This window comes from Chryseobacterium turcicum (genome assembly GCF_021010565.1).
In the GTDB taxonomy this organism is placed as follows: Bacteria; Bacteroidota; Bacteroidia; order Flavobacteriales; family Weeksellaceae; genus Chryseobacterium; species Chryseobacterium turcicum.
Genome location: NZ_JAJNAY010000001.1, coordinates 620998 through 636798, shown reverse-complemented (window position 1 = coordinate 636798; position 15801 = coordinate 620998). Strand labels below are relative to the sequence as shown.

General features: G+C 33.5%; 16 protein-coding genes. 7 read left to right on the top strand and 9 right to left on the bottom strand.

Annotated elements, in window-relative coordinates:
* Positions 1-70: 70 nt before the first annotated feature.
* The 4 genes from rpsB to LO744_RS03010 all read right to left on the bottom strand — a co-directional run bounded on the left by rpsB (position 71) and on the right by LO744_RS03010 (position 2463).
* On the bottom strand, positions 71-835 hold the full coding sequence (gene rpsB / locus LO744_RS03025; RefSeq protein WP_230667114.1) for a 30S ribosomal protein S2: 765 nt from the start codon (positions 833-835) through the stop codon (positions 71-73).
* A 208-nt stretch (positions 836-1043) separates the two neighbouring features.
* Positions 1044-1430 carry a 30S ribosomal protein S9 gene (rpsI, locus tag LO744_RS03020; protein ID WP_034678948.1) on the bottom strand — a complete coding sequence of 129 codons (387 nt, stop codon included), beginning with the start codon at positions 1428-1430 and terminating at the stop codon, positions 1044-1046.
* A 6-nt stretch (positions 1431-1436) separates the two neighbouring features.
* Entirely contained in the window at positions 1437-1892 is a 456-nt protein-coding gene (rplM, locus tag LO744_RS03015; RefSeq protein ID WP_076560384.1) for a 50S ribosomal protein L13, read from the bottom strand.
* 238 nt (positions 1893-2130) lie between these two features.
* A complete protein-coding gene (locus LO744_RS03010; protein ID WP_230667113.1) occupies positions 2131-2463 on the bottom strand; it encodes a hypothetical protein in 333 nt (110 codons plus the stop codon).
* A gap of 316 nt (positions 2464-2779) precedes the next feature.
* Here LO744_RS03010 and LO744_RS03005 point away from each other — a divergent pair, with 316 nt between their 5' ends.
* The 4 genes from LO744_RS03005 (at position 2780) to LO744_RS02990 (ending at position 8653) form a co-directional block, all read left to right on the top strand.
* Positions 2780-6145, top strand: a complete 3366-nt coding sequence (locus LO744_RS03005) for a methylmalonyl-CoA mutase family protein (RefSeq protein ID WP_230667112.1) — start codon at positions 2780-2782, stop codon at positions 6143-6145.
* A 137-nt stretch (positions 6146-6282) separates the two neighbouring features.
* Positions 6283-6480 (top strand): hypothetical protein, encoded by a 198-nt coding sequence (locus tag LO744_RS03000; protein WP_230667111.1) that lies wholly within the window; start codon positions 6283-6285, stop codon positions 6478-6480.
* A gap of 51 nt (positions 6481-6531) precedes the next feature.
* Positions 6532-7242: a Dph6-related ATP pyrophosphatase gene (locus LO744_RS02995; protein WP_230667110.1), complete on the top strand. Its 711-nt coding sequence runs from the start codon at positions 6532-6534 to the stop codon at positions 7240-7242.
* Positions 7243-7567: 325 nt separating this feature from the next.
* The gene (locus LO744_RS02990) at positions 7568-8653 is read left to right on the top strand and encodes a serine hydrolase domain-containing protein (protein WP_230667109.1); all 1086 of its coding nucleotides are present in this window, start codon (positions 7568-7570) and stop codon (positions 8651-8653) included.
* Here LO744_RS02990 and LO744_RS02985 read toward each other — a convergent pair.
* The 3 genes from LO744_RS02985 to LO744_RS02975 are packed head-to-tail and all read right to left on the bottom strand — an operon-like array spanning position 8646 to position 10292.
* Entirely contained in the window at positions 8646-9350 is a 705-nt protein-coding gene (locus tag LO744_RS02985) for a hypothetical protein (protein WP_230667108.1), read from the bottom strand. The genes LO744_RS02990 and LO744_RS02985 overlap by 8 nt on opposite strands.
* Positions 9347-9964, bottom strand: a complete 618-nt coding sequence (locus LO744_RS02980) for a hypothetical protein (RefSeq protein ID WP_230667107.1) — start codon at positions 9962-9964, stop codon at positions 9347-9349. The genes LO744_RS02985 and LO744_RS02980 overlap by 4 nt, the downstream gene beginning before the upstream one ends.
* A 4-nt stretch (positions 9965-9968) precedes the next feature.
* Positions 9969-10292: a PadR family transcriptional regulator gene (locus LO744_RS02975; RefSeq protein ID WP_230667106.1), complete on the bottom strand. Its 324-nt coding sequence runs from the start codon at positions 10290-10292 to the stop codon at positions 9969-9971.
* An 89-nt stretch (positions 10293-10381) separates the two neighbouring features.
* On the opposite strand from LO744_RS02975, the gene LO744_RS02970 reads away from it, so the two are divergent.
* Together LO744_RS02970 and ruvC are read left to right on the top strand one after the other, a co-directional pair.
* Complete coding sequence (locus tag LO744_RS02970) at positions 10382-10909, top strand: 2'-5' RNA ligase family protein (protein WP_230667105.1); 528 nt, start codon at positions 10382-10384, stop codon at positions 10907-10909.
* A gap of 43 nt (positions 10910-10952) precedes the next feature.
* A complete protein-coding gene (gene ruvC / locus LO744_RS02965; protein ID WP_116093810.1) occupies positions 10953-11510 on the top strand; it encodes a crossover junction endodeoxyribonuclease RuvC in 558 nt (185 codons plus the stop codon).
* On the opposite strand, the gene LO744_RS02960 is transcribed toward ruvC, so the two are convergent.
* Entirely contained in the window at positions 11511-11960 is a 450-nt protein-coding gene (locus LO744_RS02960; RefSeq protein WP_230667104.1) for a hypothetical protein, read from the bottom strand.
* Positions 11961-12012: 52 nt separating this feature from the next.
* Positions 12013-13896 carry a zinc-dependent metalloprotease gene (locus tag LO744_RS02955; RefSeq protein ID WP_230667103.1) on the bottom strand — a complete coding sequence of 628 codons (1884 nt, stop codon included), beginning with the start codon at positions 13894-13896 and terminating at the stop codon, positions 12013-12015.
* 212 nt (positions 13897-14108) lie between these two features.
* Here LO744_RS02955 and LO744_RS02950 point away from each other — a divergent pair, with 212 nt between their 5' ends.
* On the top strand, positions 14109-15179 hold the full coding sequence (locus tag LO744_RS02950; RefSeq protein WP_230667102.1) for a DUF4407 domain-containing protein: 1071 nt from the start codon (positions 14109-14111) through the stop codon (positions 15177-15179).
* The last annotated feature ends 622 nt before the right edge of the window (positions 15180-15801 follow it).

Here is a 15801-nt window from a genome sequence, read left to right as displayed (position 1 = left end):
ATGGGTTTTAGCAAAAAAAAAAGCGACCCAGATTAACTGAGTCGCTTTTATATTTCTGAGAAGTCTCTAATTATTCAGCAGCGTCGAAATCTGCATCTTTATCAGCAGAAACTACTTCACCTTCTTCTTTAGATTTTTCTTTATCAGCTTTTCTTTGAGTCTGACCTTCTTTGATAGATTCTGAAACAACGCTCAAAAGCATATCGATAGACTTAGAAGCATCATCGTTTCCTGGGATAACGAAGTCAACTTTTCTAGGGTCAGAGTTAGTATCAACAATACCGAAAACTGGAATACCTAATTTCTTAGCTTCAGTTACAGCGATGTGTTCTCTCATGATATCTACAACGAAGATTGCAGAAGGAAGACGCACCATGTCAGAGATAGAACCTAAGTTTTTCTCTAAGTTAGCTCTTTGTCTGTCAACTTGTAATCTTTCTTTTTTAGATAAAGTTTCGAACGTACCGTCTTTTTTCATTTTGTCGATATGGTTCATTTTCTTTACAGCTTTTCTGATTGTAACGAAATTCGTTAACATACCTCCCGGCCATCTTTCTGTAATATAAGGCATATTAAGTTCAGCAGCGTGCTTAGCAACTACCTCTTTTGCTTGCTTTTTAGTAGCAACAAAAAGAACTTTTTTACCTGCAGAAGTTAATTTTTCTAAAGCGCTACACGCTTCATCCAATTTAACTGCTGTTTTATGTAAGTCTACAATGTGAATACCATTTTTCTCCATAAAAATGTATGGAGCCATATTTGGATTCCACTTTCTAGTCATGTGACCGAAGTGTACACCAGCCTCTAGAAGGTCTTTTACATTTGCTTTTGCCATGTTTTCTGTTTTTGTTAGTTTACTTTCCGCTTTTTAAACAATCAACAACTTCTTTAGATGGGAGAAGCGTTTGGATGCTAAACGTAACGGGCAATTTGGCATTTGCTTATTGCTAATAGCAATTGGCTTTTTGCCGAGTTAATAAGTTGATAAAAAGTTGGTAACTTTCTGTAGCCAATAGCCAAAAGCCATTCGCCAACAGCAAATCTTAACGTTTTGAGAACTGGAATCTCTTTCTTGCTTTTTTCTGACCTGGTTTCTTTCTTTCCACCATTCTTGCATCTCTTGTAAGTAAACCTGCAGGCTTCAATGCTAATCTAAATTCAGCATTAATTTCGCAAAGTGCTCTAGAAATACCTAATCTGATAGCTTCTGCCTGACCTGTATTTCCACCACCGAAAACATTTACGGTAACGTCATACTGACCAACAGTTTCAGAAAGGATAAACGGCTGGTTTAGTTTGTAAACCATCACGTCTGTAGAGAAATAAGTTGCAGCATCTTTACCGTTTACTGTAATGTTACCAGTTCCTGGCTTTACATAAACTCTAGCTACAGAAGTCTTTCTTCTTCCGATTTTGTGAACTATAGACATAATTAATTATTTAAATTCGTTAACATTAATTGTTTTAGGCTGTTGAGCTTCATGCTTGTGCTCAGTTCCTTCATATAAATAAAGGTTTTTAAGCAATGCAGATCCTAATCTTGTTTTTGGAAGCATACCTTTTACAGATTTTTCCAATACTTTTAAAGAATCTTTTTTCTGAAGTTCAAGAGCTGTCATAGACTTCTGACCACCAGGGTAACCTGTATGCCAGATGTAAGTCTTATCGTTCCACTTATTTCCTGAAAGAGTAACTTTCCCAGCATTCAAAACAATAACATTATCACCACAATCTACGTGAGGTGTAAAGTTTGCTTTGTGCTTACCTCTCAAAATCTTTGCAACCGTAGAAGCTAGTCTTCCTAACGGCTGTCCTTCAGCGTCTACCACAACCCATTCTTTATTAGCAGTAGCTTTGTTCGCTGAAACAGTTTTGTAACTTAATGTATTCACACGTTTTAGTTAAAGATTAAACATAATTTTTCCCTTAAAAGGGTGTGCAAAGGTAAGCATATTTTTTTAATCTGAAAATATATTTTGAATTAAAGTATTGAAAATAAAGATATTTAATAAGTTAGTCCCTTAAAAAGAATCACAATATCATTGTTTATAATTAGAAATCAGAAATTTAATCTTCAATAAAGTTGAAAAAACAACCCGTTAATTAAATTACAAAATGATAACGTATAGATTAATTACGCAACGATTTACTTCCTCTGAAACTTGCAAACAAATAATAAGCTACGAAAACAGTCGAAAACTTAATAATAGAAGGAATCGCCAATTCTAAATTAAAGATAAGCGCACCAACGGCAACCAAAAGCGCCATCACACCAAAAGACAATCCCATTTTTTGGAAAAGTGAAAATTTAGCATCATCTAAAAAATAAGCCAATCCCCATGCGAGACCAAAGGCCATAGCATAATAAAGCTCTAAGCCAAGATCCTGAACTTCCATGAATAAATAATTAATCAGAAAAATAATTCCGGTTCCCAACACAAAATACATCAATGCTCTTTTCATACTATATTATATAATGCAAAAATAAAGAATTAAACTTTTGCAATCACTTTAAGAAGCAAACAAAATATCCCTACAACAATCATACATCCATTTTATTTTCAATGTTGGTAAATGTAAATTTTAAAATTTCATTATATCCTTTCAAATGAAGGCCAATCTATGCGAACCTAAGCTACCGAACGATTGTTTGCTAAACTGGAGAAAACCAACATACCCAAAACAAAACAAACCAATGAAAATCAACACATTAAACTCAATATACCAATTTTTAATTTATTGTTATATTTGAAACTTCAAGAAATTTTCGAGAACTTATATGGAAACCCAAAAATATACTCCTAAAAACAAAGTAAGAATCGTAACAGCCGCATCGTTATTCGATGGGCACGATGCTGCGATTAATATTATGCGTCGTGTGATTCAAGGAACAGGATGCGAAGTCATTCACCTTGGTCACGACAAATCTGCCGAAGAAGTGGTAAACACTGCTATTCAGGAAGATGCAAACGCTATTGCATTGACTTCTTATCAAGGTGGTCACAATGAATATTTCAAATATATCTACGATCTTTTAAGAGAAAAAAACGCTTCGCAAATCAAGATTTTTGGTGGTGGTGGCGGTGTCATCTTGCCTGAAGAAATCGAAGATATTATGGCGTACGGAATCGACAGAATTTATTCTCCGGACGACGGTCGTGAGCTTGGATTACAGGGAATGATTGATGATTTGGTTCAACGATCCGACTTCCCAACAGGAAGAGACGTTAAAACTGAAGATTTAGACTCTATCAGTTTTGAAAACTCTACAAGCATTGCTAAAATCATTTCTGCGGTTGAAAACTTCTCAGAAGAAAAACCAGATTTAGTAAAAGCGATTGACGAAAAATCAAAAGATTTAAATATTCCAATCATCGGTATCACAGGTACTGGTGGAGCCGGAAAATCTTCTTTAACAGACGAATTGGTAAGACGTTTCTTACGTTCAAACACCGATAAAAAAATTGCCATCATCTCTATCGACCCTTCGAAAAAGAAAACCGGAGGTGCACTTTTGGGCGATAGAATTCGTATGAATGCGATTAATGACCCAAGAGTTTATATGCGTTCGATGGCGACCAGAGAGAATAACGTTTCAGTTTCTCCGTTCATCCATTCAGCATTAAATGTATTGAAATTAGCTCATCCTGATGTTATCATTTTGGAAACTTCAGGGATTGGGCAGTCAGGTTCGGAAGTTTCTGATTTTGCTGACGTGTCAATGTACGTGATGACTCCTGAATATGGAGCTTCTACGCAGTTGGAAAAAATCGACATGTTAGATTATGCAGATTTAGTTGCATTAAATAAATCTGACAAAAGAGGAGCTTTAGATGCACTTCAAGCCGTAAGAAAACAGTTCCAGAGAAACCATTTATTGTGGGAAAGTCCGTTGGATGACATGCCGGTTTATGCGACAAAAGCGTCTCAATTTAACGACCACGGAACAACCGATTTATACAATAGATTAGTAGAAAAAGTAAATGATACCCTTCGACAAGCTCAGGGTGACAATGCTCCTCAATTTAAAGGTTTTGTTGAGCAAGAAGTTTCTGAAGACATCACGATTATTCCACCAAAAAGAGTTCGTTACCTTTCTGAAATTGTTGAAAACAATAGAATTTATGATGCAAACATCGAGAAACAAGCTGAGCTTGCGAGAAAAATGTATCATATTGAAGGGGTGAAAAAATTCCTTTCCAATGAAACTTTAGATGCAGAATATCAAAAAGCAGAAAAAGCGCTTCAACAGGAAAATATCGACTTCTTAAAAAATTGGGATGATACGAAAGATGCTTTCAAGACTGAGTTTTATTCATACTTTGTAAGAGGAAAAGAGATAAAAGTTGAAACCTCAACAGAATCTTTATCACACTTAAGAATTCCAAAAATTGCATTACCAAAATATACCGACTGGGGTGATTTGATTAAATGGAAAGGCCAAGAAAATCTTCCTGGAGGATTCCCTTACACCGCGGGAATTTATCCTTTCAAAAGAACAGGAGAAGACCCGACAAGAATGTTTGCCGGAGAAGGCGGACCTGAAAGAACCAACAGAAGGTTCCATTACGTTTCTGCGGAAATGCCTGCAAAACGTTTATCTACAGCGTTTGACTCTGTAACTTTATACGGACAAGACCCTGCTTTACCACCAGATATTTATGGTAAAATCGGAAATGCAGGAGTTTCTATTGCAACTTTGGATGATGCTAAAAAACTATATTCAGGTTTTGATTTGGTAAATGCATTGACTTCAGTTTCAATGACGATTAATGGTCCAGCGCCAATGTTGCTGGCTTTCTTCATGAATGCAGCCATCGACCAAAATGTTGAAAAATATATTGCTGAACATAAGCTTGAGGCTAAGGTTGAAGCAGCTTTAAAAGCAAAATTTGACGATAAAGGTTTAGCAAGACCAAAATATAACGGAGAATTGCCACCATCTAACAATGGTTTAGGTTTACAATTATTAGGACTTACAGGAGACGAAGTGATTCCTGCGGATGTTTATGCTGAAATTAAAGCTAAAACGATTGCAACCGTTCGTGGAACTGTTCAGGCTGATATTTTAAAAGAAGACCAGGCTCAAAATACATGTATTTTCTCTACAGAATTTGCTTTGAGATTGATGGGTGACGTTCAGGAGTATTTCATCACTGAAAAAGTAAGAAACTTCTACTCGGTTTCGATTTCTGGTTATCACATTGCAGAAGCGGGCGCAAATCCGGTTTCTCAGTTGGCATTTACTTTGGCAAATGGTTTCACTTACGTGGAATATTATTTGTCTAGAGGAATGGACATCAATGATTTTGCTCCAAACTTATCTTTCTTCTTCTCGAATGGAATCGACCCTGAATATTCGGTAATCGGACGTGTCGCAAGAAGAATCTGGGCAAAAGCCATGAAACTGAAATACGGTGCCGACGAAAGAAGCCAGATGTTGAAATATCATATTCAAACTTCAGGTCGTTCACTTCATGCTCAGGAAATTGATTTCAATGATATCAGAACGACTCTTCAGGCATTGTATGCAATCTACGATAACTGTAATTCATTGCACACGAATGCTTATGACGAGGCAATCACCACTCCTACTGAGCAATCGGTAAGAAGAGCAATGGCGATTCAGTTGATTATTAATAAAGAATTAGGTTTAGCGAAAAACGAAAATCCACTTCAAGGTTCATTTATTATTGAAGAATTAACTGATTTAGTGGAAGAAGCGGTTTATGCAGAATTCGACAGAATCACAGAAAGAGGTGGTGTTTTGGGTGCGATGGAAACGATGTACCAACGTTCAAAAATTCAGGAAGAATCAATGCATTACGAATGGTTGAAACACACAGGAGAATATCCAATTATCGGGGTAAATACTTTCCTTGGAAAAGATGGTTCACCAACGGTTCGCCCGGGAGAAGTTATCCGTTCGACTGAAGAAGAAAAGCAGGTTCAGATTGAAACGCTTCATAATTTCCAACAATCTAATGATGATAAATCTGAGGCTGCCTTGAAAACTTTACAACATGCTGCCATCAATCAGCAAAATTTATTTGAAGTGATGATGGATGCCGTGAAATACTGTTCTCTTGGACAAATCACCAATGCTTTGTTTGAAGTAGGCGGTAAATACAGAAGAAACATGTAACGGCAGGGCCGTAGCCAATTATTGACTATTAACTGCTTTAATAATTATAAAGTAAACCTCAAGGATTTTTCTTTGAGGTTTTTTTGTATTTTTGAATGATTTGTATATTTCATTTTAACCCTCTTTAAAAAAATTAAATGAAAAGATTCTGTTTCATGACACTGATAATTTTCGCTGTAATATTCTTAAAAAGCTGTAATTCATATCCTATGGACACCACGCATAAAAGTGATATGAACAGGAATACTGAAGAATTGCAAAAAAGGCAAGAAGCCGAAAGAAGCAAGACAGAACCTAACGAACTAAATAATTTCGGAAAGCCGAATAATAGATAAAATATTCTTAAACTACTTAAATTTTGAAATCGTTAAGTTCATATTTATTGCATGAAACCAAAAGCCATATTCAACTGGAGCAGCGGAAAAGATTCTGCTCTTGCCTTATATAAAATTTTAAAAGAGGACCAATTTCAGGTTACCGCCCTACTTACAAGCTTAAATAAAGAGTTTCAGAGGATTTCTATGCACGGCGTTCATGTTTCGCTATTGGAAAAACAGGCTGAAAGTTTAGGCTTACCTTTAATCAAAATGGAAATTCCTGCAGAACCATCAATGGAGGAATATACGGAGATTATGACTCATACGATGAGTGAAATACAGTCTCAAGGAGTCACTCATTCTATTTTTGGGGATATTTTCTTGGAAGATTTACGACAATACCGGGAACACCAATTAGAAGCTATTGGGATGAAAGCCGTTTTTCCGCTTTGGAAGCAGAATACATCAGACCTCATCCATGAATTTTTAGAATTGGGTTTTAAAACAATTGTCACCTGTGTGAACGAAACTTATCTTGATAAAAGCTTTGCAGGAAGAATTATTGATAAAGATTTCATTAAAGATTTACCCGAAAACGTTGACCCTTGCGGTGAAAATGGAGAATTTCACACTTTCACTTTTGATGGTCCTATTTTTAAAAAACCAATTGATTTCGAAATTGGTGAAACAGTAAAGAAAACCTATCCGAAACCAAAATCTGATGAAAATGAAGAAGAAGGAGAATACGTTTTCTGGTTTTGTGATTTGATTTTAAAATAACTTTTTATTATTCTAAATTTTAGTGGCTTAACTTTTGATTTTTTAAGAGCTTGTTTAAATTTAAATGGAAATAATTTATCTCGCTGATTAAGCAGATTGATTTCTCTGTTTTTAATCTGCTAAATCAGCAAAATCTGCGAGAATTATATAAAAAAATGATTGAAAAAAATCTTACAGAATTTAAATCAATAAAACTTAAACAGGCTCTAAAAGTAATTTTTATTTAACTCTTGCAGATTGCGGAGTTTTTTTATTTAAATTGAAACAAGTACTTAAAGTTTAAATTGAAAAAAAATTCTTATTTTAGAGAAACCAAGACCCAAATATGAAATTTTTAATATCCATTACTTTTGCTTTTTTACTATTATTTTCCTGCCAAAAAGCTGAAATATCAAAACCCATCAACAAAAAAGCAATCGCTGATTCTGCAGTTACCGTATTTCAAAAAAAACTATACAAAACTCAGATTGATTCCGTTTTTAACAAATATAATTTTAACGGAAGTGTCGGTATTTTTAAAGATAGTATTGAGATTTATCGAAAGAATAATGGTTTCTCTGATTTTGGCAATAAAATTAAAATCAACAATACGACTGTATTTTCTATCGCATCAATCAGCAAACAATTTACAGCAGTTCTTATTCTCCTTCAAATGGAGCAGGGAAAACTAAATCTCGATGACAAAGCATCAAAATACATCAAAGATTTTCAAAAAAAAGATTACGAAGACATTACGATTCAACAGCTTTTAAATCACAGTTCAGGTTTAAACAATTTTGGCGAAAAGCTGCTGTTTAAAAGCGGTTCGGGGTTTAATTATTCAAATGACGGTTATAATGCTTTAGGTAAAATTGTCGAGACGGTTTCAGGAAAATCATTTGATGAAAACATGCTCGATTTATTAAAAAAAGCAGGAATGAAAAATTCATCTACCGGAACATCTTTCAAAGGAGAAAATTTTGCTAAAACCTATGTAGGAAATTCAAAAACTCAGAAAGCGATAGAAAATATGCCAAAAAGATTGAGTAATAAAGAAATAGGAATTGCGGCAGGCGGAGTTTTGTCAACCATTGACGATTTACTCATATGGAACAATGCTTTATACTCCGGAAAAATCATCAAACCAGAAACATTGAAAAAATTCACCTCTAAAGGTGCAGAAAGACAGCACGCCATTTTCGGGACGATGGGTTACGGATTGGGAATTATGATGAATGACAACAAGCCTGTTTCGTATTTTCACAGTGGTTATGTGAAAGGCGCTCCTTCGCTTAATATTTACTATCCCGAAACCAAAACTTCGGTCATTATTTTATCTAATATCGCTGATGAAGAAAAAGGCAAATCGACGTCTTTCAGACCTCATCTAAAGATTAAAGAGGTTTCAGATATACTGGAAAATACTAATTAGAAATCTTAAAATTCTCCTGTAGATAAGGGATTATTTTTTTTATTATTTCAAGATATTTTTGCTGACAGATAATAATCGCGGCTTCAAAAAAGAAAAAGAAGGCAAATAAGAAATTGGCGACAATTCCTTTCATAAAGTTTACATCTAAAAAACCATCATTCATTTCCAAAACAAATCGGAAAAGCCAACCTGAAGACATGGGAAAAATAAAAAAGGCAACAACCATATCTTGATACGCCGAGAGACGAATATTTTTATACTGTTTAGGTAAATCAAAATACTTCTTTTCTTTAATGTAAATAATCAGAGGAAAAATCATTATTAAACTTATTAAAACGCCAAAGCTAATTCTAAACACCTCAAAAGGAAGTAAAAAATAACATAGAAGCATTACAACATAACTTATTACAGCAACTACCGCAGATTTTTTCAGGATAAAAAACATCTTCTGCTTTGTAGATTTTTTGATGAGAGTTGAAGTATTTTCCTGGCTCCAGCTTCCCTCCCAAAAAAGTTTAAGATCATCATACCATGAAATTATCGTAGCATTAAACGCGTCGTCAAAAGATATTTTTTTTTCTACCTGCAGTTCATTAATCTGGCTTACAAAATGATCTTCTACTTCCATCATTAGATCTACCGGAAGCTTTTTAGCTAAAAGATAATTTCTTATTTCGTTGTTTTGCTCGCTCGTCATGATAGTAAAACATTTATTTTTTTAGCTCTGAAATAAAGCAACTGAATCTGAAGGATTACTGCAAATGTGACAGCCATATGATTCAGAGGAAACTCCCATAAATTTTCAGTTGTAAAAAACATCGTACTTATAGAAAGAATAATTAACATCAACAATAAATTTCTTAGCAATAATGGATGAAAAGACATTTTCTGATATTCTAAAAAACTCATTTTCTTAAATATAAAATGATAGATCAAAAAGAATAAATGCATCATAATTAAAGTCCCTTGAATATATAAATAAACACCTTCGTTAAAATAAAATATTATTCCCAAAATCGCCGAAAACACAAAAGAAATAGTCATCATTCTTCTGAAGCGGTCTTGTAAAATACCTTTCTCAATTTTCGCAATTCTTTTAAAAGAAAATAAATCAGCCTTCACCATTTTCAGTTCATCTTGCCAATTGATTTTTGTCTGTAGGAAAGCTTCCTGAAAAGTAATTTCATTTTTATTCATTAGTTCTGAAATCTGCATTACAAAATGATCGTAAACCTCAACAAACACAGAAGTACTTAGATTTTTGCTTTTTAGATATTTTTCTATTTCTGTAAGATTTTCTTTAGTCATCATAATTTTAAATATCAAAAATGGTTTTAAGATTAAACAGATAAGATTTCATTTCATCTTCCTGTGTTGCCTGTTGTTTTTTACCTTTATCAGTGAGCAAATAATATTTCCGGCTTCTACCGTTGATTTCCTGCACTTCAGATCTGATAATTCCGTCGGCCTCCAATTTATGCAAAAGAGGATACAAGGCACCTTCTGTCATTTCCAATTCTCCTTCCGTCAGTTCTTTTGCACGCTGAGTAATTTGATATCCGTACATTTTTACTTCTTTTGAAAGCAATTTTAAAATGATGTTTTGAAGCGTTCCTTTGTAAAGGCTATTTTTTTTCATTCGTAATATTAATACCTAACAAATATATGCATAATTTTCTTATGTATATAAATAAATTATCAACTTGAAATAAATCTTACCTTTACCACATGAAAAAAATGTACTTCATTGCTATTTATCCCGACCAGAAAATCATTGATGAGATAAGAGTTTTTAAAGAAGATTTAGCAAGGAATTTTGCAAATTCTAAAGCATTGACTAATGATGCGCATATTACATTAGCTCCACCATTTTCAAGAGAAATAGAATTAGAAGAAGACATTCATACTGCATTTCAAAAAATCGATACTACTATTTCTCCTTTTGAAATGGTGCTCAATGGCTTTGGTAGTTTTCCCAACCCTGCTAATCCTGTTTTATATGTAAAACCTGAAGAAAATGAATATTTAAAACAGCTTTATTTAAATGTAAAAGAAAAGTTTAGTTTTGAAAGAGACTCATTCAGTCCCCATGTCACTGTAGGATATAGGAATCTTACTTTTGAAAACTTTCTAAAAGCCTGGGAGATTTATGAAGATAAAAACTACAAAACTAAATTCATAGTTGATAAAATATTATTATTAAGACACGATGGAAAGTGGATTTCTATTAATGAAAAAAAGCTATCTCAGGAATAATTTTATGGTTTGCTAAAATAAAGAAAGCTGTATCTTTGAAGCGATGGTTTCAGTAGAGAAAATAATTTTAGGAATTGACCCCGGAACAGCTATTATGGGGTTCGGTTTAATATCGGTAAAAAAAGGAAAAATGGAAATGATTTCCATTCACGAATTGATTTTAAAAAAATATCCGAATCATGAGACCAAGCTTAAATACATTTTCGATAAAACGTTGGCATTAATTGATGAATTTCATCCGGATGAAGTAGCCCTAGAAGCTCCTTTCTTTGGCAAGAATGTACAATCAATGCTGAAGCTTGGCAGAGCTCAAGGCGTAGCAATGGCAGCAAGTCTTCACCGTAATATTCCTATCACCGAATATTCTCCAAAAAAAATAAAAATGGCAATCACTGGAAACGGAAATGCCAGTAAAGAACAGGTCGCAGGAATGCTTAAGAGTCTTTTAAACCTAAAAGAATTTCCTACAAAATATCTGGATGCTTCTGATGGTTTAGCCGTTGCTGTTTGTCATCATTTCAACTCAGGAACCATTGCAGATACAAAGTCGTATTCAGGATGGGATAGTTTTTTAAAACAGAACCCTGATCGGTTGAAGTAATTATTTTTTTCGCTGATAGAAGTCTTCAATTTCGGTAACCTTTCCATTAATAATATCGCCGTAAATAATTGAAAATTTATTTTCTGAGTAGATTTTATACTGTTCAACTTTTTTTAGATCTTCTTCTTTGTACGAAAAAGAACCACCACTTATGGTGACCAAAAAATCATCTGTTTTACTTTTTATTTTACAATCTTCGCTTGTAGCAAATGTTTTGGTCATTAACGTTTTTTGATTTTCATTTTTAAAGATAAGCTCATACTGTTTCATACATTCATGAAGGTTAAAAACTTTTATTTCTCCATTGTCTTTATATTTTTTTTCTACAAACGTCCAAGTTCCTAAGAAGTACTTTGTTATTTCTTCACCATTTTTCAGGTCAACAATTTTCTGTGATTGGCAACTAATGATGAAGAAGCAGAAAAGTAATACACTTAATATTTTTTTCATATCATGTCATTCAAGTATAATAAAAGCCCTTAAAAAAGGGCTTTTATTGAATTTAATTATTTAAAAATTTCTTAGAAACTTTTTTATCACCTTCAGAATAATTAATGATATATGAACCTTTCATTAATTGCTGATTGATCTGAATTTCATTGGTATCTGAATTTCCTTTCTGTATCAATTTACCACTCATATCATAAATTTGATAATTTCCGAATTTCGCGTTATTATTTCCAAATAACTGAAGTTTATTATCTGTCTTGATAAAAACAATTTTAGTTTCAGAATTATCTTTTTTAATATCAGAAGTACTTAAGGTTTCTGAAATCCTCACTGCGTAATCTTCCATTTGACCATATTGTAACTGCGAACATGCATCGAAGTCAGGGAAAGTTACTCCATTAAATGTAGCGGCATCTACCGCTATTCTCATCCTTAAGTATACATTCTTTACAGCATTCGCAGGAGGTGTAATATTATTGGATAATGTAAGCCCTGAGTTTGTTAAATTCGCTGATAAGTTATTAACTATAAGCTCTGAGTTTTCAAAAACACCATTGTTATTATAATCAATCCAAACTTTCGTTTTAAATTTTTCAGCATGATTAAATGTATAAGCATAAGTTACTCTCAGCTCTGTTGCTGTATTTGATGGAATATCTGTAAAAAAAGCAGGTCTTATGCAGGTTGCTGTAGCATAGTTTGCATAATAAACAGGAGTTGCTTCGTCAGAATCATACCCATTGCTCATACTATTAATCGCTCCAAAAATTACTCGTGTTGGTCCTACAGCACTATTGGTTTGATTAACTATTCCCGAAGGACTACATTGTGCATTCACTACAGAAACCGGGGAAGCAACAATTGTTGCAGGATCAGTACCTGCCAAAGAATTCAGAAGATCTTTTCTGTATTCCATCATCATCAAAATGGCTCTATCACGCTGCCCAGAAGTAAACTTACGGTTTGAATTGGTATAATTCATAATATTATACTGGGTTCCGTCATAGTTTTGGTTGGTACAAGGGTCTATAGCGTTATTATTTGGTGTTGAACCACTATACATACTTCTAGAAGGAGAAGTATCGCAAACCCTGTCACCATCTGTCGCACAATTATTATTTACCGGACAAGTTGTTTGACTGGTATAAGCAACTCCTTGGAAAGTATGATACAAACCAAAAGCATGACCTAATTCGTGGGTAAGTGTCGTGTCATTTTGATTCTTTATCGTTGCTACCTTCATAAAGCTCTCATAATCATAATCATACGAGCTTGGAAATGCAGCATAGCCCATAAGTCCATAAGACAACTGTTGCTGACCATCGAAACCAATGACTACATAAATGTTAAAGTATGAATTTTCCGGCCAGTGTGGTGCTAACTGATTTTTAATTTGTGAATCTGTAGCTCCTGTATCTGATACTCCACTATCATCATAACCAGGAAGATCACTTCCGTTATATCGTATAATTCCGGTTGTAGGCATACATGAAGGTGATCTTTTTGCCAAAACAAGTTTAAAGGGTATTACATTTCCTCCTGTAGCCCCTGTCCCTTCAGGATAAAAGTTACCACCATAAGTCGTGGCGTACATACTGTTTGCTCTTCCTATCCAATTGATAATTTCCTGATCTGTAACTGCCAAGTTCGCATTTGCGGGATCCTGAGATTCTATTACATGCACTACTACTGGGATTTCGTAAATCTGTCCCGTATAAAGAGCATTTTTTGAGGTTGTTGCTCCTACTTTATTTAGAAAAGCCTGTTGATTCATACCGAGAATCTTCTGCTCTCCTTCTTCCCTATATTTTTTTAGACCAGGATGTCTGGCATCCAATTTTTTCATTACCTCATCAAAACCGCATTCTTTATGAGAATCTTGCGAAAATGAATTAATAAAAAACATAAGTACAAATAGGGTACTGAATTTTTTCATTTTTATTTATTTATTTTTAATATTCGATTGCAAAACTATTAATTTATTATTAATTCCAATACACTAAAGACTTAAAACTTAAATACTATTTGAAATTTAACACATTTTAAAACCTTTACTATAATTAATATTTTAAAATTACTTGGTAAAACATATTACTATCTGTAACAATGGTATGGTTTTTAATACTAATTATGTATAAATTTTCAATAATGAAAAACGCACAAGCAACTCTATATCAAACGAATCACAGAATAAACTGGTTTCAGAAATTTCTCCTGATTTGCTCTGGTGGAAACATCCACATCTTAAGAAAAACACCCAGTGAGTGGAATAAATTTGCAGGAATAGGAGGAATTGTATTCTTTACCGCCCTATTTGCAACCCTTTCTGCAACCTATGCCATGTTTACTATTTTCGATGATATTTGGGCATCCATTGGTTTTGGAATTCTTTGGGGGCTAATGATTTTTAACCTGGATAGGTACATAGTTTCTTCCATCAAAAAAACAGGAACCTGGTGGAATCAGATTCTAATGTCTATCCCCAGATTAATTTTGGCAACTTTTTTAGGAATTATTATTTCTAAACCTTTAGAGCTTAAAATTTTTGAAAAAGAAGTTAATAAACAGCTGAATACCATTATTCAGAGAAACAAAAAAGACCTTCAAACGCAAATGAGTGGAAGAATCCTTCAGCAGAGCGGCCCTTTTGAAACTGAAAAAAAACAAATCTCCGACAAAATAGCTCAATATCAGAAGTCTTATGATTCGGCTTCCGTAGAACTTGAAAAAGAAATTTTAGGAAAACAATCTAATTTAACCAGCGGAAAAGTAGGATTTGGTTCTAATGCCAAACGAAAGCAGGAATTAAAAGAGCAACGAAGACAAGATTTAGAAAACTATCAAAAACAAGTCGCAACAAGGCTGGAGTATCTCGATAAAGAAATTTCTAAAGTCTATAGCAACCTCGAAACTGAAAGAAAATCTACCGAAACATTTGAAGATAAATTCAACGGGTTTGCAGCAAGATTGCAGGCATTAGATGAACTGGGAAAAAACTCAGCAATAATCGCCACAGCAGCAGCGTTTATTATGGGATTATTTATCACCTTGGAAATCTCTCCGGTTTTGGTAAAACTCATTTCGTCGGTGGGGCCTTATGATTATCTTTTGGAGAAAACTGAAAATGACTTCCGTCTTTATGCTAAAGAAAAAATTGAAAAAGGAAATGCACTGACCGATTTTCGAATTGATGATTTTAAAGACCAGTTAAAAACTTAATATTTTAATAAAATCCATTCATAATAAAGAACTCGCAATGAATTGCGAGTTCTTTATTTTAAACCATATAAACCCAAGTACAATCCAATGATATTAAACTATAGATAAATATCTACAATCATATTGATATATATCTAAATGAATTATTATGATGGCGTTTATTATGTTGATAAATTTACATTATGAAAGTTAAGAGAAAAAAAACACTTCTTTTAATTTGAATTTAAAAACACAAATGATGAAAATTTAATTATTTCGAAGAAGGTAAAAACCTATGATGAAAAAAAATTTAAAAAGTATTTATTCGCAGAGCCCAAAAAAGGCTCTCGGATAAGTACAAAAAAAGAAAACACAATTGATAGTATAAAAACACAAATGATGGAAATTTAAGATTTCGAAGGAGGTAAAAACCAATGATGGAAAAAAAAATTAAAAGTATTTATTCGTAGAGCCCCCAAAAGGCTCTCGGATAAGTACAAAAAAAAAGAAAACACAATTGATAGTATAAAAACACAAATGATGGAAATTTAAGATTTCGAAGGAGGTAAAAACCAATGATGGAAAAAAAAATTAAAAGTATTTATTCGTAGAGCCTCCAAAAGGCTTTCGGATAAGTACAAAA

What these genes read in the sequence shown, in the direction of transcription:
- rpsB (WP_230667114.1), bottom strand. Translation starts at nt 835, where the DNA reads ATGGCAAAAGCAAATGTAAAAGACCTTCTAGAGGCTGGTGTACACTTC.
- LO744_RS02960 (WP_230667104.1), bottom strand. Translation starts at nt 11,960, where the DNA reads ATGAAAAAAATATTAAGTGTATTACTTTTCTGCTTCTTCATCATTAGT.
- LO744_RS02990 (WP_230667109.1), top strand. Translation starts at nt 7,568, where the DNA reads ATGAAATTTTTAATATCCATTACTTTTGCTTTTTTACTATTATTTTCC.
- LO744_RS02995 (WP_230667110.1), top strand. Translation starts at nt 6,532, where the DNA reads ATGAAACCAAAAGCCATATTCAACTGGAGCAGCGGAAAAGATTCTGCT.
- LO744_RS03005 (WP_230667112.1), top strand. Translation starts at nt 2,780, where the DNA reads ATGGAAACCCAAAAATATACTCCTAAAAACAAAGTAAGAATCGTAACA.
- LO744_RS02980 (WP_230667107.1), bottom strand. Translation starts at nt 9,964, where the DNA reads ATGATGACTAAAGAAAATCTTACAGAAATAGAAAAATATCTAAAAAGC.
- LO744_RS02970 (WP_230667105.1), top strand. Translation starts at nt 10,382, where the DNA reads ATGAAAAAAATGTACTTCATTGCTATTTATCCCGACCAGAAAATCATT.
- LO744_RS02975 (WP_230667106.1), bottom strand. Translation starts at nt 10,292, where the DNA reads ATGAAAAAAAATAGCCTTTACAAAGGAACGCTTCAAAACATCATTTTA.
- LO744_RS03010 (WP_230667113.1), bottom strand. Translation starts at nt 2,463, where the DNA reads ATGAAAAGAGCATTGATGTATTTTGTGTTGGGAACCGGAATTATTTTT.
- LO744_RS03000 (WP_230667111.1), top strand. Translation starts at nt 6,283, where the DNA reads ATGAAAAGATTCTGTTTCATGACACTGATAATTTTCGCTGTAATATTC.
- rpsI (WP_034678948.1), bottom strand. Translation starts at nt 1,430, where the DNA reads ATGTCTATAGTTCACAAAATCGGAAGAAGAAAGACTTCTGTAGCTAGA.
- LO744_RS02955 (WP_230667103.1), bottom strand. Translation starts at nt 13,896, where the DNA reads ATGAAAAAATTCAGTACCCTATTTGTACTTATGTTTTTTATTAATTCA.
- ruvC (WP_116093810.1), top strand. Translation starts at nt 10,953, where the DNA reads ATGGTTTCAGTAGAGAAAATAATTTTAGGAATTGACCCCGGAACAGCT.
- LO744_RS02985 (WP_230667108.1), bottom strand. Translation starts at nt 9,350, where the DNA reads ATGACGAGCGAGCAAAACAACGAAATAAGAAATTATCTTTTAGCTAAA.
- LO744_RS02950 (WP_230667102.1), top strand. Translation starts at nt 14,109, where the DNA reads ATGAAAAACGCACAAGCAACTCTATATCAAACGAATCACAGAATAAAC.